The sequence below is a fragment of the Terrabacter sp. RAF57 genome (assembly GCF_052113925.1).
GTDB lineage: Bacteria > Actinomycetota > Actinomycetes > Actinomycetales > Dermatophilaceae > Terrabacter.
This window is the reverse complement of sequence record NZ_JBFRDT010000031.1, coordinates 12,615-30,023: the sequence shown is the minus strand read 5'-3', so window position 1 is coordinate 30,023 and position 17,409 is coordinate 12,615. Positions and strand designations below refer to the sequence as shown.

The window sequence follows — 17,409 nt, the reverse complement described above, 5'->3', positions numbered from 1 at the left end:
GTCTGCCGCAAGACCTCGCAGGATCAGATTCGGAGAGTGCTGACCCGCCAGCCGCTACCGGAACCGAGCCTCCCAGCACAGCCAGGCACTCGGCTAGAACCCATGAGATCCGGTAGATCACGGCCTCACCAGATGCCTGCACTGGTCGGCACGGGCACGGGCACGGGCACGGGCACGGGCACGGGCACGGGCACGGAGCAGCGTGCGTCTGTTCGCCGCGAGGCGACCTCCCGTGAGCGGCAGCTCCGCTCAGCTTCGATCACTCGTGTTTCTGGGCGACGAAGGCCGCGATCACCTCTTGCGAGGGGTGACCCCATCCGATGCAGAACGGGTGACCCGCGGGGTCGGCGTAGACCTGGTGTCCCTCTTCGCTCGTGAGGTCAGGAGCCTTCATGAGCAGGCTTGCTCCGAGCGCCATGGCTCGCTCATGAGCCTGGATCGGCTCCTCCACGTGCAGGTCGAGGTGCATCTGCTGGGGGGATCCGTCGGGCCATTGCGGTGGGACGTGGTTTGGGGCGTGCTGAACGCCGATTCGCCAGTTGCCGGCCTCGTCGATGACGCAGTGGAACTGCTTGTCTCCGAATACGTGCCCGCCCACCAGGCCAGCCCAGAATGCGCTTTCGGCGTCAATGTCGGCCGCATCAAAGACCGTGACCTGTCTGATGATCTTCATCCTTCTGGTCCTCTCACGAGCTTTGCCTTCAAGGTACCCAGCAAAGAGGACGGTCTACTTCCGGAACGGTCGAAGCTGAATGGTCGCACCGTCGGGTTACTACACGCGCCGCGTGGCCCTCGGTCCAAGTGACGCAAGCCCTTGTACGCGGAGAGGTGCAGTCTGCCTGAGCCGATCCGTCACCCCGGGAGCCGTGGTGACGTAGACGTCTCCCCCAGTTCCCTGACGCCGACACTCGGCTGGTCAACGAGACGAGCGCGAGCATCGCCGGCGTCCCGCGGGAGACAGATCACCGAGCATCTGGGCCAGGAGAGGCACGCCAGTCCGGCCGCTGGAGGCGGGCAGCATTCCCCAGCCTGGAACTCGAACCGGCCGATGTCCTCAGCCCACCCAGCGGGGTATCTGCCTCTTGTGGAACGTCGACCAGGCGGTCGCGAAGTCAGCGGTGGCTCGGTCGGCGCGGGCCTGCTCCAGGGCATGAAGGCGGCCGAAGGTGAAGGCGTTGTCGCCGTCGAGGTGAGCCTGCATCCCGTACTCACGTAGCCGTTGACGGGCGACGACCGAGTCCTGACGGACCCCGAGGGCCTCCTGGACCTTCTTGGCGGAGGCTGCCAGGGAGCGGGCTCGCTTGCCGACGACAGGTGTGGCGGCCTCAGCGGCGTAGCGCAGCCGCTTGGCCTTCTTCCGCGCCTCGTGAAACGCGACGTCGCGGGCCTCGGGATCCTGCGCAGACGTGATCGCACGAACCTCCCGATCCAGCCGTTTGACGTCGCGGCGCAGCAGCCGGCGTACGCCCTCCTCCGCGGCCGTGTCGGCGTCCGAGCTCAGCGGCGCAGCCCTGACCAGCTCGTCGAGGGCGTCGAGCATCCGAAGGTACCGTTCGCTCTCGAGGGCCTCTAGGGCACGTTCGCGTCCGGCCTTGTATGCCGCGCTCAACTCGTCGTCGATCCGCGCGGCGACGGAGCCGACGACCAGCTCTGGGGGCTCCTGTCCGAGCACCCCCGTCAGGTGCTCACGCAGGACCTGCGCGTCGCGGGCTTGCCCGAGGGACTCACCGAGCCAGCGCAGCTCCGCTCGGACCGGATCGGTCGCGGCACGCTCGAGCATCGGGGCGAAACTGGTCAGCGCGGACCGGAGCCGGCGCGCGGTAATCCGCATCCGATGGATCGACCCGGCCTGCCCGGCCCGCACGCCAGCGTCCCGCAGTTGCAGCTTGGCCGTCTGTTCCGTCAGAAGCGCGACGAAAAGCTGCCCTACCGTGCCTCCGGCCAGGTCGTCCTTCGAGGGCGGAGCCGGGAGAGCCGATGCGAGCTCACCGACGGTGCGGGCGAACTTCGAGGACACGCGCGCCGGTGAGGCTCCCGCAGCCACGAGGTGCGCCTCCACGGCGTCCAGCAATGTCGGGGACGCCCCGTCGAGCTCGACCTCCCATTCCCGCCACGACTGCTCCGGGCTCCGGTCGTCCAATCTCTGCGCCCGCACACGGTCGTCGCAGACCCGGGCAAGGACGGCGCCGTCAGGGCCACACAACACGTACTCACGACGGGTCGTGCTCACCGATGCGACGGCGCCAAGCAGACGGTCCCGCACGATGGCCCGCACGTGCGTGAGCAACGAGGCGGGCACCGTCTCCTCTGCCTGCCCGAGCGGAACCTGCAGCTCGGTGCGGGTGTCCCCGCTGACGGGCAGCTTGAGGTGCCAGCCGGCGTCGGCGCCGCCGCTGCGTCGTCGCAGGGTCACTCCTCGGCGGGCCAGATCCAGACCCGCCGTGTCGAAGTACACCGCGTCCAACCGGAACTCCTCCGGCGGACGGACCGAGCCCACGCCCTCGGCCTCGGCCTCGGCCAGGTTCGGCAACACCATCGTCGGGTCGACGTCATATTTGCGCTCAACCTCGTCATGCCGAGTAGGGCTCATGTCCATCATCTTCGCGCAGCAGCGGCGGCCGGGAGCCGGGATGCCACGGTTGACCTCTCACGGTGGGTGCCGGGCTCGGCCAACCCTCCGTGCGCACTGCACTCGATCGACCGGGCAGACCCCAGCGTCGAGGCGCCCCCGACCGCTATTTCGGGTGGCGTCCGCAGCGTCCGGTAACCGGGCACTTCGACCGCACAAAGCGTTGGGTCCTTTCGCCGCATGTCAGGCGCGTCCGACTTGGCACGGCTCCGGGATTCGCTCGATCTGTCATCTAGCGCACAGACAGCTTCGAGCCCCGGGCGCACTCTCAACTCATGAACACCAAGAAGAGCTTGAGATGCACCATCGGCCGCCACCGCTGGCAGCCCACCACCGTCGCCGGGATGCGCGAACGGATCTGCGTCCTCTGCGGTCGCAACCACTTCGACGCCTCGGTACATCCAGACCGAAGTTCGAGCGATAACACTTCATTCCACTTCATTCCCTGGGGCGCCGGAGGAGGGGGAGGCATCTTCTGAATCGCCACCGACAACAGCTGCGACCTCGGCACACAGGACCTTGTGAGGCATTGTTCGCGACCGGGCACCGAGCGCACTCGACGCAGACCTGCACCACCCCGCGTCACCTCGCCGCGTACGTCCTCCGTGGCGTTATGAGCGTCTTGACCTGCCGAGCAATCAGGTGCAGCGTGGACGGCTGGGGCCCTAGACCAGTGCGCCACTTCTCTGCACGAGGCCACCCCGCCTGGCGAACCCCACAAACGGCGGCCGAGCTGGGCAAGTACCTCCGCGTAGCCTTCTGCCAAGCGGAGCAGGTCGACCGGGATCGGTTCCCGAAGTATGGCCAGCATGTGCTTCAGACATACCTGAGGGCTCTCATCGACTCTGCCCAAGTCACACAGGGGCACTGCCCAGTCTGCGGTGAGGATGTGAGTGGCCGTGTCGACAGACTTCGAGGTGGCGGTGCCGCGCCTGGTGGATGCTGAGGAGCTGGCCCGGGTCCACGTTCAGGCGTGGCGGGAGGCCTACGCAGAGCTGCTCCCACAGCATTTCTACGATGACGCCGCGCGCGAGAGTCGGCAGGCGATGTGGTCGGGTCTGCTCTTACGGGAGGATGCCGGAGAGCGGTTCCGTGTCGCCCGGCGCGAAGGCAGGATCGTGGGTCTGGTCGCGTACGGTCCGGCCGCCGACCACCAAGGGCACCCGCCGGAGCGCGATGAGCAGCTGTATGCGCTCTACGTGCTGTCCAGCTGCTACGGCCACGGTGTCGGTCAAGCTCTCCTTGACCAGGCTCTCGGCGAGCGGCCCGCACAACTGTGGGTGGCCAAGGACAACGCGCGGGCTCGACGGTTCTACGAGAAGAACGGATTCACTGCCGACGGGACCGAGCACGTCGATCAAGATCTCGACGGGCTGGTCGAGATACGCATGGTGCGATAGCCGACGCCGCCGGCACGCCAGCAGGGCCGGCCGGGCCGCAGGCGACCCGGGTGGTGAAGACGCCGTGGTGATCGGGCGGGCCTGGAGGAGCCACAGGGTGTCGCCGGAGATGGCCCACTCGATGTCCAGCGGATAACCCAAGGCGCCGTGCGCCTCCCGAGCGGTCCCGGCGATCTCGCGGATCTGGGCGTGGGTCAGTGCCGCTCGGCGCCGCTCCTGCGTGGGGACGGCGCTGCGGATCAGCTCGCCGTCGCGCCAGTCCAGGCGGGTCGCCTTCGACCCCACGGACCCCTCGACCGTTCCCAGCGCAGAGACGGTGAAGCGGTCTGGCACGACCTGGCCGTCGACCACCGACCCACCCAGACCCCACGCCGCCTCGATGACGACGTCGTCGAGGCCGGTGCGAGGGTCCTGGGTGAACACCACTCCCGCGACCTCAGCGGCCACGAGCCGTTGGACGACGACGGGGACCCGTGGAGGGGTGGCCGCCCCGGTCCGCACCGCATACGCGCGGACACGGTCGGCGGTACCTGACCGACCACACGCCAGGATCGCCGCAGCAGCCTCAGCGCTGCCCACGACGCCCAGCACGGTCTGAAGCTGTCCGGCGAATGAGGCAGTCGCCGAGTCCTCCAGCAGTCCGGAGGAGCGCACCGCCATGGGCGCACCCAGCCGATCGACGGCGGCACCCAGGGCCAGCGCGTCCAGGTCGCCCACGACGACGAACCCGTTCGGGACGTTGAAACCCGAACGGGACAGGAGCCCCAGACCCAGTGCTTTTCCACCGCAGGTCGCGTCCGCCTCGTCCAGCCCGATGATCGGCACGGGACCCACGGTACAAACCGTCGGGTCATCCTGACTTGGCCAACTCACCCGCAGGTCGGCGCTCTGGCCACGTCCAGCGGAAGCCGGAGGGGCGTAGCTAGGCGGGCTCGCCGACGAGAAGGTCGCGCACGGCGTCCAGAGTGCGCTCGGGGTCCTCGAGCCAGAAGTCGTGACCCACTCCCGGCAACCGGCGCACCTCCCAGCCGAGGGCGGCCAGACGCTCGCTCGTCGCGTCGGCCAGCACCGTCGGGGCGTCGTCGGACAGCAGGATCGTGGAGGGGACCACCGGTGCCGCGACGGGAGCCGGATGATGGGCGACATCGCGGAACACGTCGATGGTCATCCGCCGGTCGAACCGGTCGAGGGCTGCATCCCGCAGGCTGGCATCCGACGGCGACAGGGGCGGCCGACGACGGCTGCGACGCTTCTGCGCCAGCGCCGCGACGGTGAGCGTCACCGGAGCGAGGGACCAGAACAGTCGCCCGGCCAGCCCGTGCGTGGGGAGCGCCAGACGGAATCCGGGGTCGAGGTAGAGGGCGTGGACCGGGGCGAGCCGTCCCACGGCCCGCTCGAGCACCGAGCCACCGAGGGAGTGGCCGACGACGAGGTCGAGGCCGGTCGGAAGGGTCTCGACCAGGTCGTCGGCGAAGGCGTCGAGCGTGTAGAGGTCGGACCGGTCGCTCAGGCCGTGCCCGCGCAGGTCGGTCGTGGTCACCGTGGTGCCCCCTGCAGCGACCAGTCGTTCGGTCAGGCCGCCCCAGAGCCCACCGTCGGCACTGAGGCCGTGGACGAGCGCGACCTGTCGTGGGCCGTCGCCGTGCCGCTGCGTCGCGAGCCTCACCGGGCGTCCGTGGCCTCGTGCGCGGAGGAGGGCACCACCGAGGTGGTGGCGTCGACCTCTCTGATGAAGCCGAGCAGTGCCTCGTTGAACCGGTCGGGCTGGTCGAAGCTGATGGCGTGCCCAGCATCCTCGATGACGAGGGCGCGCCCGCGCGGAGAGTCGGCGACGGCGGCTGCTGCGTGCTCGCACGGCCAGATCTGGCTCTCCCGCCCGGCGAGCATCAACAGCGGGAGGGGAAAGCGCCGCACGACGTCGCGCCAGTCCTGCCGTGCATGGTCGGCGAGCAGCGGCAGGGTCTCGGAGGCCGAGGGGTCGCGGAACGCCGGCGGTGCGCCGAGCCGTTCCACGAGGCGGAGCATCTGCGAAGCGGACCGGTCCACGGTGCGACCTCGTCCGGTGTCGGGCACGCCGCCGGCGAAGAGCGTCCCGGCGTTGGCGGGCTCGTAGCCGTAGAAGCCGTGGTGCCATCCGTCGTCGTTGAGCATCTTCGGCGTCTGGTCGACGATGACGGCCGCCCTGAGCCGGGCCGGGCCGAACTGGTCGACATAGGCCCACACGGTGTTGCCCCCCATGGAGGCTCCGACGAGAACCGCGTCGTCGAGCTGGAGGTGGTCCAGCAGCTCGCCAAGGTCGCGCCCGTGACGGGCCATCCGCTGGCCGTGCACGGGCGTCTCGGACTCGCCGTGGGCGCGCCGGTCGAAGGCGATCGCGCGGTAGCCCGCGTCGAGCAGGGCGTCGACGGTGAGCGCCCACGACGTGGCGGGCGCCGTGTAGCCGTGCACGAGGACGATCGGAGGTCCCTCTCCGTCATCGGTGTACGAGAGTGTGACGTCATCGGTGGTGCGGAAGGTCGGCATACCGTCTTGGCTCCTTCGGGTGCGGTGACCCGACGCTAGCCGTGGAGCAACCCTGGAACCATGGAGATCTCCTCCGTGCCGCACGGTCGAAGGTGGAGATGTGGACAGGCGGAAGCGACGACGTCAACCCGCGGGGCCGGACAGGAGGCGGTGCAGCCGCAAGGCGACCTGGAGCTCGAGGGCCCGGTCCGGTTCCTTCCAGCGCGGGCCGAGCACCTCGGTGACACGCTCGAGCCGCTGGTACAGGGTGTTGGGATGGATGTGGAGGGCCGCGCACGTGCGGGCGTGGTGACGGGCCTGCTCGAGGTAGGTCTCGAGGGTCAGGGCGAGGTCGCGCTGGTGCTCGAGGTCGTATGCGAGGAGCGGGCCCACCGTGGACTGCACGAACGTCGTGAGCCCCGCTCGCCCGGAGCTGCTGAAGAGCGAGCGGTAGAGCCCGAGCTCGTCGCTGGCGCTGCAGGAGCCGGCACGGTCGAGGGCGATGAGCAGTGCTGCGGTCTGCCGCGCCTCCTCGTGGGCCGACCGGATCCCCTGCGGGCCGCCCACTCCGGCGGCGAGGCCCGTCGTGGGGGTCGCGGCGTCCTGACCGGTCAGTCGCCTGGCCGTCTCACGGGCGCGGTCGACGGTGGTGGGGAGGAGGACGACGACCTGGCCGGCATGGGCGGCCGACCATCCACCCAGCTCGGAGGCGAGCCGTGCGGCGAAGGCGGTGGCTGACGCGGAGCCCACGGGCTCCGCGTCCACGACGGCCACGGCGATCACGGCCTGAAGGTCGATGCCGAGGGCCCGGGCTCGGCGCAGCAGGCTCGTCTCGTCGGCGTGGGTGGAGAGCAGGGCGTGGATGAACTCGCCGCGGGTACGCAGCTCGGCCTCGGCCACCGACCGCTCGGAGGCGAGCAGCACCGCCACGGTCGTGGCGCCGATGCGCAGCAGGCGCAGGGCCTCCTCGTCGTCCTCGGCCGTCGGCGCGGCCACGAGGTCGCCGCCGTGGCCGTTCGGCAGGTCGACCGGCACGACGAGGCCGCCGTCGGCAGGGGTGGCGCCGGCGAGGGCGCGCCCGTCGGCGTCGCGGACCTGCACGACCAGACCGGCCGACCGCTCGAGCGCCGTGACGACCGCGGCGACCCCTTCTCCCCGGATCACGATGTCGTTGAGGACGTCGCGCAGGTCGCTCGCGCGCTGGCGGCTCTCGCTCACCGCCCGCAGTGTCTCGTTCGTCGACCGCAGCTCGGCCGCGGCGGCGCGTTCCCGGTCGAAGAGGTCGGCGGTGCGCAGGGCGAGGGCGGCGTGGGCCGCCAGTCCGGCCAGGAGCTCCACGTCACGGTCGCCGAAGGAGCGTGGTCGACGATCTGCGGCGAGCAGGACCCCGAGGGTGTCGTCACCGACGACGAGCGGGACCCCCAGGATGCCGCCCAGCTGCTCGCTCAGTGCCGCCGCATCGGTGCCCTCGCCGTGCGGGAACCGGGTGTCCTCGAGGTAGCGCTCGCTCGCCACCGGGCGCCCCGTCGCCAGGACCTGACCCCCGAGACCCTGCCCCGACTCGAGCTCGATGCCGCGCATCGCCGCGCCCATCGCACCGTCGACGACCTCGATCCTCAGCAGCTGGGCGCGGAGCAGCATGATGTAGGCCACGTCGACGCCGAGCAGCCGTCGCGCCTGTCGTGCCACCTCGTCGAGCACCTCGCGGGTGTCGTGCAAGGCCCCGAGTCGACGGGCGAGGTCGTTGAGGACGGCGAGCTCGTCGGCGCGACGGCGGAGCTCGGCCACCGACTGCGCGACGTCGTCGTCTCCTCCGCCCACAGGCCCATCCTGACCCATGGCAGGTCGGGGCACCCGTCAGGCGATGACCTTTCCCGGGTTGAGCAGCCCCTTGGGGTCGAGGGCCCGACGGATCGAGCGGTGCATCTCCACGACGACCGGGGACAGCTCGGCCTCGAGCCCTGCGCGCTTGAGCAGGCCCACGCCGTGCTCTCCGGTCACCGTGCCGCCGCAGGCCAGGGCCTCGGCGATGATCTCCGCGAACGCGGCCTGGGCCCGCATCTGCGCAGCCTCGTCACCCGGTGGGGTGATGATGAGCGGGTGCAGGTTGCCGTCCCCCGCATGGGCGATGTTGGCGATGAGGACGTCGTGTCGCTCCCCGATCGCCTGCACCCGAGCCAGCATGTCCGGGACCCGCCCCACGGGGACGCAGACGTCCTCGGTGAGGACCGGCCCGAGCCGCTCGAGCGCCGGGTAGGCGAGTCGCCGCGCCGCGAACATCGCGTCGGCCTCGGCGTCGTCCTCCGACCGGGCGGCCCACGTGGCCCCCGAGCCCTCGAAGCAGGCCAGCACCGACTCGGCCTCGGCGATGCCGGCAGCACCGGGACCGTCGACCCGGGCGAGCAGGATGGCCTCGCAGTCGGCCTCGATGCCGAGGTTCTTCCAGTCGTTGACGGCGGTGAGACAGTGCCGATCGAGCAGTTCCAGCGCCGACGGCACCGCACCGGCACGGGCCACGGCGGCGACAGCCTCACCGGCCGCCACGAGCGAGTCGAAGAAGCCGACGATCGTGTGTTCTGGCGGCCGAGCCGGACGCAGCCGCACGGTGACCTCCGTGACCAGCCCGAGCGTGCCTTCGGAGCCGACGAGCAGCGACACGAGGTCATAGCCCGCAACCCCCTTGGCCGTCTCGCGGCCGAGGCGGACCAGCTCGCCGGTGCCGGTGACCACCTCGAGGGCCAGGACGTAGTCGCCGGTGACGCCGTACTTGACGCAGCACACTCCGCCGGCGTTGGTCGCGACGTTGCCGCCGATGGTCGACCACGGCGAGCTGGCCGGGTCCGGCGGGTACCAGAGGCCGTGCTCGGCACAGGCCGCACGCAGGTCGTCGTTCACGACGCCCGGCTGGACCACCGCGAGGCGTTCGACGGGATCGATCCGCAGCACCGCCGTCATCCTCTCGAAGCTGACGACGATCCCACCAGCCACGGCATTGGCGCCGCCGGACAAGCCCGTGCCGGCCCCCCGCGGCACGATGGGGACCTCGTGCACGAGGCACCACCGGACGATGGCGCGCACCTGCTCCGCATCGGCCGGCCGGGCGACCGCCAGGGGGGCCGCCCACGGCGCCCACTCGGCCTCGTCGTGGCAGTACCGCTCCACCGACACCGGGTCGGTGATGAGCGTGCCTGCCGGCAGCTGGTGCGCCAGCACACGGAGGTCGGGAGCCCCGGGGGTGCCCGGTCGCACCGCCACGTCAGGCAGGGACGCGACGGTCATCGCACTGCCTTGATCGGCCGCACGGCCAGCGCGCCGAGCATCACGAACACGATGCCGGCGACGAACAGCACGGGATAGCCGCCGGTGAGGGTCACGAGGCCCGCGGCGATCGAGGGACTCATCGCCTGCGGGAGTGTCGTGGCCAGGCCCAGGATGGCCAGGTCGCGGCCTGCGCTGCTCGCGCCCTGGAGCCGGGCCGGCAGCACCTCGGTCATGAGGGCGAGGTCGATCGAGATGTAGGCACCGAACCCGAGCCCGAGGAGGAACGCGTAGGCCAGGACGCCCTGGGTCGTCGGCACGAAGAGCGGGATGGCGAGTGCGATCGACATGACGACCGACGACCACACGATGAAAGGCTTGCGTCGTCCCACCCGGTCGGACAGCCAGCCGCTGACGACCGCCGAGAGGAGGACGCCGAACAGGAGGACGACACCCATCGTCGCGGCGAAGGAGTTGGACTCGGCGTCGCTGAGGCCGATGTAGTCGCGCAGGATGTACAGGCCGTAGGTCTGTGCGCCGTAGAAGCCGATGACCATGAGGAAGCGCGACCCGAACGCCCACGCGAAGTCGGGGTGCTGGCGGGGGTCGACCCAGAACCCACGCAGGAACTCCGTGGCGGTCGTCCGCTGCCGCGGCAGGTCGGTGCTCGACTCCTCGCGGTTCACCAGGACGAAGACCGCGATGATGACGAGGACCAACGCCGAGAGGATCGCGTAGGGAAGCCTCCCGCTGGAGGCGGTGCCGCCGGCGACGACGGCGCCCACGGCGTTGCCGATCGTGATCCCGACTCCGATCATCGCCGAGACACCGCCGCGACGGGCGGCGGGGTAGCGGTCGGGCACGAGAGCCGTCGCGGCGGCCTGGATGGCGTTGACGCCGACCTGGACGGCGAGCCACACGAGGGCCACGCCCAGGACCGACTGTGCCAGAGGAAGACCGATGAGGAAGCCGCTCGTGACCAGCGCGCCACCGACCATCCACGGCGTGCGGCGCCCGAAACGCGACCTGGTCGCGTCGGACAGGGCACCCGCGACGGGCTGGGCGAAGATGTTGGCGATGAAGGCCACCGTGGTGACGATGGCGAGGTTCCCGATCTTGCTCGCCTCGTCGAGCCGCGCCACGATGTTCGGCAGCAGGATGCCGGCGCCCCCCGAGTTCACCGCGAGGATCGCGACGTAGACGAGCAGGAGGCCGAAGGACATCCGGCGCAGCTTGGGGGCTGCGGCAGCAGGAGCGTCGGCGGCAGGTGGGGTGTCGGGGGCCTCGGAGAGGACGGGGACAGGGGTCTCGCTCAGCGCCATGGGAAGCTCCTGGCTCGGTGGGCGGCCTCGTCGCCGCTCGATCGAGGCCGACGCTACGCAGCCCGGGGGCGCGCCACGATGGACCATTCCTCCATCGATGGCGCAGCTGCACAGGTGAAACCTCTAGTACGCAACCGCCCACTGTGAACGCCGATACCGCCGCGAACAGGCGCCCGCATCCTCGGATCGCGCCTTTCACACAGCGTTGCTCGAGAGCAGGTCGAGGAAGCGTTCTGCGTCGCCGGTGCGCGGCAGGTTGTTGAACATGACGTACGGCCTCGGGCGGCCGTCGACCAGGTCTCGTAAGCGGCGGAGCTCGTCATCGGTATGGACGTGGCGCGAGCCCGTGGTGCCGTGCAGGCGGTAGTACGTCTGCTCCGGTGTCACCGTCTCCGTCTGCATCGGGTCCACCACGTGCACCAGGTCCAGTTCGGCACAGAGCTCCTTGAGCAGCTCCGTGGGCCACTCACCACGGGGCTCCCACAGCAGCCGACCGGCCGGCCGCTTCACCTGAGAGATGAAGCTCCGCAGCCGACCGACGTTCTCGACTGTCGGGCGAAAGCTCTTCGGGCACTGGAGCAGCACCGCGGTGGCCCGCAGGAGGCGGGCGCACTCGAGAGTCCGTCCCCAACCCGCCAGGACCTCAGGCGTCGTCCGGAACCCTCCCACCCGTCCGTTGGCACTCTCCGGCAGAGGCTGTTTCAGACGGCGGTAGGTAGGGCTGTTGGACTCATGGGTGACGATCTGCCACGCCTTCATCGTGAACTCGAAGTCGTCGGGCACCTGGGTGCGCCAGCGCGTCAGCACGGCGTCCGCCGGCGGGTCGTAGAAGGTGTTCTGCACCTCGAGGACGTCGAAGCGTCGTACGTACGCCGCCTGAGAGACCGTCCAACCGCAGAGCCCTACCCGAACGTCCACGGACCTACCCATACCCGGTGCGTCGGATGTCGAGGCTCATGACGGCCAGTCGAGGCACAGGTGGTGAGGTCGAGTTCCGGGCGGTGACGCGAGGACGACAATGGCAGGCGTCCGTCCACGCTGCATCGAGGAGGTCAGGCCGTGCCGTTGAGCGAGTTTCCCCTGAGAGCGTCGGTGGCGGTGTCCGACATCGGCCGTGCGGTCGCGTTCTACGAAGGCAAGCTGGGTCTCGAGCCGCTGGGATCCGGGCCCAGCGCCCAGATCGCCGACGGCGGCCGTGTCTACGGCTCCGGCGGCGCGCTGGCCCTCAACGTCTATCAGTCACTGACAGCAGGGACGACCTCGGCGACACTCGCCACCTGGTACGTGGATGACCTCGACGACGTCGTCGACGAGCTGGCCGCGGCCGGTGTCGAGCTCGTCCACTACGACGGATTCGGGCAGGACGTGAGGGGGATCGCCCCGCGAGCCGGTGGCGGTCGCATCGCATGGATCCGGGACCCGGACGGCAACACCTTCGCCCTCGAGAGCGGCACCTGACGTCCAGCGGCCCCACCACAGAGCCACGCATTCCGTACGCGGAGACCGCGCCCGCGTGTTCCCGGTCGACCTGCCCGATCGCCCAGCCCTCCGGGGCAGCGGCGACATCAGAGACTGATGACGGTCATGCCCGTGGTTCCCGAGGTGTCCATCGCGGCGAGGGCGGCGGCGCCTTCGTCGAGGCCGATGACCTGGCCGACGAGGTCAGCCGGGCGGAGCGTGCCGTCCTCGATCAGGACGAGCATCGCCGGGTAGTCGCAGGCGGGCATGCCGTGGGAGCCGTAGATCTCGAGCTCGTGGGAGATGACGAGGTCCATAGGGAGCGGCGGGGTCGAGTTGGGTCCGAGCAGCAGGCCGGCCTGCACGTGGCGGCCGCGGCGACGCAGGCTTCGCAGCGAAGCAACGGCCGAGTCAGGTGACCCGAACGCGTCGATCGATACATGCGCTCCGCCTTGGGTGACTTCTCGGATCAGCTCAGCGACGTCGTCTTCGGCCGAGGCATCGATGAGACCCACAGCACCGGCTCCCAACGACCCAGCGCGTTCCAGCGCAGCCCGGTTCACGTCGACGGCGATCACCCGCGCTCCGAGTGCAAGCCCGATCATCACCGCCGACAGCCCGACCCCGCCGCACCCGTGCACGGCCAGCCACTCGCCCGCGCCAAGGCGCCCATGTGTCGTCAGAGCCCGGAACGCCGTCGCGAACCGGCACCCCAGCGACGCCGCCGTCACGAAGTCGACCGAGTCCGGCAGGCGCACGAGGTTCGTGTCAGCGCCGTGGATCGCCACGAGCTCGGCGAACGACCCAGGCCCCGTGAAACCAGGCTGCGTCTGGTCGGGGCACACCTGCGCCTCGCCGGCCAGACACCACGAGCACACACCACAGCCACACACGAAGGGCACCGTCACGCGGTCGCCGACCACCCAGTCATGCACGCCAGCACCCACCGACGCCACGACACCGGCCAGCTCGTGACCGGGGATGTGCGGCAACGACACGGGGTCGTGCCCCTTCCACGCGTGCCAGTCCGAACGGCATACGCCCGTCGCCCTCACGGCGATGACGACGCCACCGTCCGGACACGGCGGCTCGGGCACGTCCCGCAGCTCCGGCATACGCCCGTAGTCGTCGTAGACGACGGCCTTCACGACGCGTGCGGGTCCGTCAGGACGTCACGCCACGAGTGCTGAGGCGAGTAGCCGAGCAGGTCGCGCGCCTTGTCGATGGAGTAGAAGGTCTCGTTGCGCCCCATCGGCCGCCGCAGCTCCACCCCGTCGTAGAAGCGCTCGCGCACCTCGTCGGTCGTCGCGGCGACGGACATGTCGGCGTTGGCGACGTTGAAGACCTCGTAGCCCAGCCCGTCGACCTCGAGGCAGCGCTGCACCATCTGGCCGAGGTCGCGGGTGTCGATGTAGGCGAAGATGTTGCGCCGCCGCAGCGCCGGGTCCGTGAGGAACGGCGGGAACATCTCGGCGTACTCGTGCGGCTCGATGACGTTGTTGATGCGCAGGCCGTAGATGTCGAAGCCGGTGCGGGCCTGGAAGGAGCGTGCCGTCACCTCGTTGGCGACCTTCGACATCGCGTAGGAGTCCTCCGGCACCGTCGGGTGCTCCTCGTCGACCGGCACGTAGAGCGGCCGCCGCTCGCCCTGGGCGAAGCAGACGCCGTACGTCGTCTCCGACGACGCGAAGATCACCTTGCGCACGCCGAGCCGCGTCGCGGCCTCGAGCACGTTGTACGTGCTGAGCACGTTCGTCGCGTACGTCTTCGCCTCCGACGTGAGCAGGATCGCCGGCACCGCGGCGAAGTGCACGACGGCGTCGTAGGCCGGCTTGGCCGGCAGGTCGAGCTCGTCGAAGCGCGCCAGTCCCGCGAGCGCCGAGTAGACCTCGCCGGCGTCGGTCAGGTCGACCCGGAGGTCGTCGACGGCCGTATGCCGTAGCGGGACGAGGTCGGCGTTCGTGACCTGGTGCCCCTGCTCGGCGAGGAACGTTGCAACGTGCTTGCCGGCCTTGCCGCTGCCGCCCGTGAAGAAGATGCGCATGCCTCGATCCAATCACCGATCCGGCGCACAACCCGGGCACGCTCGGACGGTGAGCCGCCAGACGCATTCCCGCGCCACGCAACGCACTCGGATCAGCTCTTCAGTCGACGCCGGGATCGATGAGCCGCTGGCGCACGGCATACATGGCCGCCTCCATGCGCGTGTGCATCTGCAGCTTGTCGAGGATGTTGCGGATGTGGCTCCGGACGGTGTTCTCGGTAATGCTCAGCTCGTCGGCGATCTCCCGGTTGAGTCGGCCTTGCGCGACGCTGTAGGACGTCGACCTCCCGGTCGGTCAGGCTCGGGCGCAGCTCGAGCGCCGGCGTACGCGGCTGAGCCGGGGGTGAGGTGCTGATCTGTTTGAACTCGAGGAGCAGCTTGGTGGCCATCGCGGGCGAGAGCTGGGACTCGCCGTTCGCCACCCCACGGATGCCGGCCGCGATGTCCTCGATGACGCTCTTCAGGAGGTAGCCGTCCGCGCCGGCGCGAATCGCCTCGAAGAGGTCAGCGTCATCGTCGGAGCCGGTGAGCATCAGGATCAGCACCGAAGGGACGCGCTGCTTGATGATCCGGCACGCCTCGATCCCTCCGCGTTTCGGCATACCGACGTCCATGACGATGACGTCGGGAAGGAACTCCTCGGCCTGGTGGACCGCCTCGACCCCGTCGGCCGCCTGTGCCACGACCTCGATGTCGTCCTCGACGGCGAGCACGGTCTGCAGCCCCCGGCGGTAGAGGCCGTGGTCGTCAACGATGAGAACGCGGATGCGATCCGCGGCCGAGGTCACCGTCCCATCCTCGCGCACGACTGGGCCGGCTTGGCCGCCAGGTCCAGCTCGTCGAGGCGCGCCAGCCCGGCGAGCGCCGAGCACAACTCGCCGGCGACTGCGCGGCCGCCGGTCACGCCCCGACTGGTGGGAGCAGGGGGAGCAGCATCTCGCGGAGCGCCTCCTCGGTCTGCCGGGCGGTGAGCCCGCCGTCGAACCGCAGGATCCGCCACGTCGTGGCGTCACAGACGGCGACGACCTGGGCCAGCCGGCGTCTTCGCGTCGCCCTGTCGTGAATGCCGTCGAGGCGCTCGGCGAAGGCCTCCCGGCACCAGCTCACGTGGTAGCTGCGGCTGCGGGCGGCGAGCTCAGGCACACCGGGCGCCTGCCCCGCCTCGGCGTAGAGCTTGAGGATCAGCGCGCCGTGATTCTCGTAGTAGCGGACCAGCGAGTGCAGCGTGGCTTCGGGACTCTCCCCCACGGCGGCCGCACGGTCGGCGGCAAGGCGAGAGAGCTCGCGCTCGACCGTGGCGGCGAGCAGTCCGTGCTTCGTGCCGAAGCGCCGGATCACCGTCTGCACCGTGACGTCCGCCTCCGACGCGACGTCCTCGAGCCGGATGCGGTCGTACGGGACGTCGGCGTAGAGGCAGAGCATCGCGTCGATGATCCGCTGGCCGGTCCGCTCGGCCGCTTCCGCCCGGGCCGTCATCCGGTACGCACGAGCCGCCCCATCTTTCATGCGAGCAATGCTAACCTCAATATATTCATGTCAGTCTCACTAAGATCAACTCAACCAAGGAGCACTCGATGGACGAACACACCCCCGCCTCAGGCAGTGAAGGCACGCTCGACGAGAGCACCGCCCTCGTGCCCACCCGGCTCGGCCGGCTTCACGTCCGTCTCGTCGGCGACGGACCCACGACGGTGCTGTGGTCGTCGATGTTCGTGGACAGCCACACCTGGGATCCGGTGCTGCCGCTGCTGCCCCAGGGGCGCCGGTACGCCCTCGTCGACCCGCCCGGACTGGGACTCAGCGAGCCCCTCCGCGAGGCCAGCGACATCGCCGGCGCCGCCGACGCGGCCAGCGACCTGCTCGCCGGACTCGGCGTGGACGGGCCGGTCGACTGGGTCGGCAACGCGTTCGGCGGGCACGTCGGATTCAAGCTGGCCGCGCGACCCGAGCTGCTCCGCAGTCTCGTGGCCGTCAGCTCACCGGCCCAGCCGGTCGACGCGTCGCTGCGCCGACAGATCACGCTCCTGCTCCCGATCCTTCGCACCGCAGGACCCGTGGGACCGGTGCGCACGGCAATCCTCCAGGCCATGCTCACCGACGCCTCTCGCGACCGTGCGCCTCTGCGCCAGGTCGTGGAGGAGTCCCTGGCGCGCCCCACCCGCCGCAGCATGGGTCTGGCCGTCCGGTCCTTCATCCTCAACCGGGTCGATGTCACTGCCGAGCTCGCAGACCTCACGGTCCCGAGCCTCTTCGTGGCGTCCGACGACCGCGGCGACTGGAGTCCGCAGGATTCCGAGACTGCCGCCGCCGTGGCACCCGACGCCATGGCAGTGACGGTCGAGCGAGCTCGCACCCTGGTCCCGCTGGAGCAGCCGGCGGCCCTGTCCTGCCACATCCGCGGGTTCTGGGAGCGGCTCGCGTGATCGCACACGACCGCTGACGGCATGCGAAGCGGCGGCTCGGGTCCGAGGGTCCGGATCCGAGCCGCCGCTGTCGATCACTGGGTGAGGAGCCGGCCTCTCAGCAGAGAGACTTTGCGACTGCGTTCTTGGCCTGGCCCCCGCCGACGGCCTGAACGAGCTGCCCCACGTTCTCGAATCCCGGGACACCGCCGCTGTTCACCGTCTTGTGCACCTGACCGAAGCACGCCGAAGTGGACGGTGCTGCGGAGGCGCTGCCGGCGAAGCCGACCATGGCGAGAACGGCGATRGACCCCGTGGCGAGAATGCGCTTCATGAGACATCCCTTTCTGTTGGTGGGTGCGAGTCACCCATCAACACCTCTTCCGCACGGGGG

The 17,409-nt window shown here is 70.1% G+C and carries 17 protein-coding genes and 1 pseudogene; 4 read left to right on the top strand and 14 right to left on the bottom strand.

The features are described 5' to 3' along the window. Nucleotides 1–259: 259 nt before the first annotated feature. Nucleotides 260–673 carry a VOC family protein gene (locus tag AB4Y83_RS21585; RefSeq protein WP_056824019.1) on the bottom strand — a complete coding sequence of 138 codons (414 nt, stop codon included), beginning with the start codon at nt 671–673 and terminating at the stop codon, nt 260–262. 381 nt (nt 674–1,054) lie between these two features. Then, nucleotides 1,055–2,590, bottom strand: coding sequence for a CYTH and CHAD domain-containing protein (locus AB4Y83_RS21580; protein WP_442298126.1), 1,536 nt, complete (start codon nt 2,588–2,590; stop codon nt 1,055–1,057). 314 nt (nt 2,591–2,904) lie between these two features. On the opposite strand from AB4Y83_RS21580, the gene AB4Y83_RS21575 reads away from it, so the two are divergent. Both AB4Y83_RS21575 and AB4Y83_RS21570 read left to right on the top strand, forming a co-directional pair. Further along, nucleotides 2,905–3,108: a hypothetical protein gene (locus AB4Y83_RS21575; RefSeq protein ID WP_442298125.1), complete on the top strand. Its 204-nt coding sequence runs from the start codon at nt 2,905–2,907 to the stop codon at nt 3,106–3,108. A gap of 414 nt (nt 3,109–3,522) precedes the next feature. Continuing rightward, a complete protein-coding gene (locus tag AB4Y83_RS21570; protein ID WP_442298127.1) occupies nt 3,523–4,029 on the top strand; it encodes a GNAT family N-acetyltransferase in 507 nt (168 codons plus the stop codon). Nucleotides 4,030–4,095: 66 nt separating this feature from the next. On the opposite strand, the pseudogene AB4Y83_RS21565 reads toward AB4Y83_RS21570, so the two are convergent. The 7 genes and pseudogenes from AB4Y83_RS21565 to AB4Y83_RS21535 form a co-directional block, all read right to left on the bottom strand. Further along, nucleotides 4,096–4,689 (bottom strand): annotated as a pseudogene (locus AB4Y83_RS21565) (PEP/pyruvate-binding domain-containing protein); the annotation flags it as partial. Nucleotides 4,690–4,951: 262 nt separating this feature from the next. Then, nucleotides 4,952–5,695, bottom strand: a complete 744-nt coding sequence (locus tag AB4Y83_RS21560) for an alpha/beta fold hydrolase (RefSeq protein ID WP_442298124.1) — start codon at nt 5,693–5,695, stop codon at nt 4,952–4,954. Next, on the bottom strand, nt 5,692–6,552 hold the full coding sequence (locus AB4Y83_RS21555; RefSeq protein WP_442298123.1) for an alpha/beta fold hydrolase: 861 nt from the start codon (nt 6,550–6,552) through the stop codon (nt 5,692–5,694). The genes AB4Y83_RS21560 and AB4Y83_RS21555 overlap by 4 nt, the downstream gene beginning before the upstream one ends. Before the next feature lie 123 nt (nt 6,553–6,675). Then, the gene (locus AB4Y83_RS21550) at nt 6,676–8,352 is read right to left on the bottom strand and encodes a helix-turn-helix domain-containing protein (RefSeq protein WP_442276834.1); all 1,677 of its coding nucleotides are present in this window, start codon (nt 8,350–8,352) and stop codon (nt 6,676–6,678) included. A gap of 36 nt (nt 8,353–8,388) precedes the next feature. Then, nucleotides 8,389–9,810 carry an FAD-binding oxidoreductase gene (locus tag AB4Y83_RS21545; RefSeq protein ID WP_442298122.1) on the bottom strand — a complete coding sequence of 474 codons (1,422 nt, stop codon included), beginning with the start codon at nt 9,808–9,810 and terminating at the stop codon, nt 8,389–8,391. After that, nucleotides 9,807–11,111 carry an MFS transporter gene (locus AB4Y83_RS21540; protein WP_442298121.1) on the bottom strand — a complete coding sequence of 435 codons (1,305 nt, stop codon included), beginning with the start codon at nt 11,109–11,111 and terminating at the stop codon, nt 9,807–9,809. The genes AB4Y83_RS21545 and AB4Y83_RS21540 overlap by 4 nt, the downstream gene beginning before the upstream one ends. 195 nt (nt 11,112–11,306) lie before the next feature. After that, nucleotides 11,307–12,041: a DUF72 domain-containing protein gene (locus AB4Y83_RS21535; RefSeq protein ID WP_442276837.1), complete on the bottom strand. Its 735-nt coding sequence runs from the start codon at nt 12,039–12,041 to the stop codon at nt 11,307–11,309. A 135-nt stretch (nt 12,042–12,176) separates the two neighbouring features. On the opposite strand from AB4Y83_RS21535, the gene AB4Y83_RS21530 reads away from it, so the two are divergent. Beyond that, complete coding sequence (locus tag AB4Y83_RS21530; RefSeq protein ID WP_442298120.1) at nt 12,177–12,569, top strand: VOC family protein; 393 nt, start codon at nt 12,177–12,179, stop codon at nt 12,567–12,569. A gap of 107 nt (nt 12,570–12,676) precedes the next feature. Here AB4Y83_RS21530 and AB4Y83_RS21525 read toward each other — a convergent pair whose 3' ends face one another. The 4 genes from AB4Y83_RS21525 to AB4Y83_RS21510 all read right to left on the bottom strand — a co-directional run bounded on the left by AB4Y83_RS21525 (nt 12,677) and on the right by AB4Y83_RS21510 (nt 16,119). Further along, a complete protein-coding gene (locus AB4Y83_RS21525) occupies nt 12,677–13,717 on the bottom strand; it encodes a zinc-dependent alcohol dehydrogenase family protein (protein ID WP_442298119.1) in 1,041 nt (346 codons plus the stop codon). Continuing rightward, nucleotides 13,714–14,613 (bottom strand): NAD-dependent epimerase/dehydratase family protein, encoded by a 900-nt coding sequence (locus AB4Y83_RS21520; RefSeq protein WP_442298118.1) that lies wholly within the window; start codon nt 14,611–14,613, stop codon nt 13,714–13,716. Before AB4Y83_RS21520 ends, AB4Y83_RS21525 begins: the two co-directional genes overlap by 4 nt. A 92-nt stretch (nt 14,614–14,705) precedes the next feature. Then, complete coding sequence (locus AB4Y83_RS21515) at nt 14,706–15,326, bottom strand: response regulator (protein ID WP_442298117.1); 621 nt, start codon at nt 15,324–15,326, stop codon at nt 14,706–14,708. Between the two features lie 187 nt (nt 15,327–15,513). Continuing rightward, nucleotides 15,514–16,119 (bottom strand): TetR/AcrR family transcriptional regulator, encoded by a 606-nt coding sequence (locus tag AB4Y83_RS21510; RefSeq protein ID WP_442276842.1) that lies wholly within the window; start codon nt 16,117–16,119, stop codon nt 15,514–15,516. A 68-nt stretch (nt 16,120–16,187) separates the two neighbouring features. Here AB4Y83_RS21510 and AB4Y83_RS21505 point away from each other — a divergent pair, with 68 nt between their 5' ends. Beyond that, entirely contained in the window at nt 16,188–17,036 is an 849-nt protein-coding gene (locus AB4Y83_RS21505) for an alpha/beta fold hydrolase (RefSeq protein ID WP_442298116.1), read from the top strand. Between the two features lie 97 nt (nt 17,037–17,133). Here the strand turns inward: AB4Y83_RS21505 and AB4Y83_RS21500 are convergent, their stop codons facing one another. Further along, on the bottom strand, nt 17,134–17,349 hold the full coding sequence (locus AB4Y83_RS21500; protein WP_256793928.1) for a hypothetical protein: 216 nt from the start codon (nt 17,347–17,349) through the stop codon (nt 17,134–17,136). Nucleotides 17,350–17,409 lie beyond the last annotated feature (60 nt).

Excerpts from the sequence above, each read along its gene's own strand:
- AB4Y83_RS21540 (WP_442298121.1), bottom strand. The coding sequence starts at position 11,111 with ATGGCGCTGAGCGAGACCCCTGTCCCCGTCCTCTCCGAGGCCCCCGAC.
- AB4Y83_RS21585 (WP_056824019.1), bottom strand. The coding sequence starts at position 673 with ATGAAGATCATCAGACAGGTCACGGTCTTTGATGCGGCCGACATTGAC.
- AB4Y83_RS21580 (WP_442298126.1), bottom strand. The coding sequence starts at position 2,590 with ATGAGCCCTACTCGGCATGACGAGGTTGAGCGCAAATATGACGTCGAC.
- AB4Y83_RS21555 (WP_442298123.1), bottom strand. The coding sequence starts at position 6,552 with ATGCCGACCTTCCGCACCACCGATGACGTCACACTCTCGTACACCGAT.
- AB4Y83_RS21545 (WP_442298122.1), bottom strand. The coding sequence starts at position 9,810 with ATGACCGTCGCGTCCCTGCCTGACGTGGCGGTGCGACCGGGCACCCCC.
- AB4Y83_RS21505 (WP_442298116.1), top strand. The coding sequence starts at position 16,188 with ATGGACGAACACACCCCCGCCTCAGGCAGTGAAGGCACGCTCGACGAG.
- AB4Y83_RS21520 (WP_442298118.1), bottom strand. The coding sequence starts at position 14,613 with ATGCGCATCTTCTTCACGGGCGGCAGCGGCAAGGCCGGCAAGCACGTT.
- AB4Y83_RS21510 (WP_442276842.1), bottom strand. The coding sequence starts at position 16,119 with ATGAAAGATGGGGCGGCTCGTGCGTACCGGATGACGGCCCGGGCGGAA.
- AB4Y83_RS21535 (WP_442276837.1), bottom strand. The coding sequence starts at position 12,041 with ATGGGTAGGTCCGTGGACGTTCGGGTAGGGCTCTGCGGTTGGACGGTC.
- AB4Y83_RS21575 (WP_442298125.1), top strand. The coding sequence starts at position 2,905 with ATGAACACCAAGAAGAGCTTGAGATGCACCATCGGCCGCCACCGCTGG.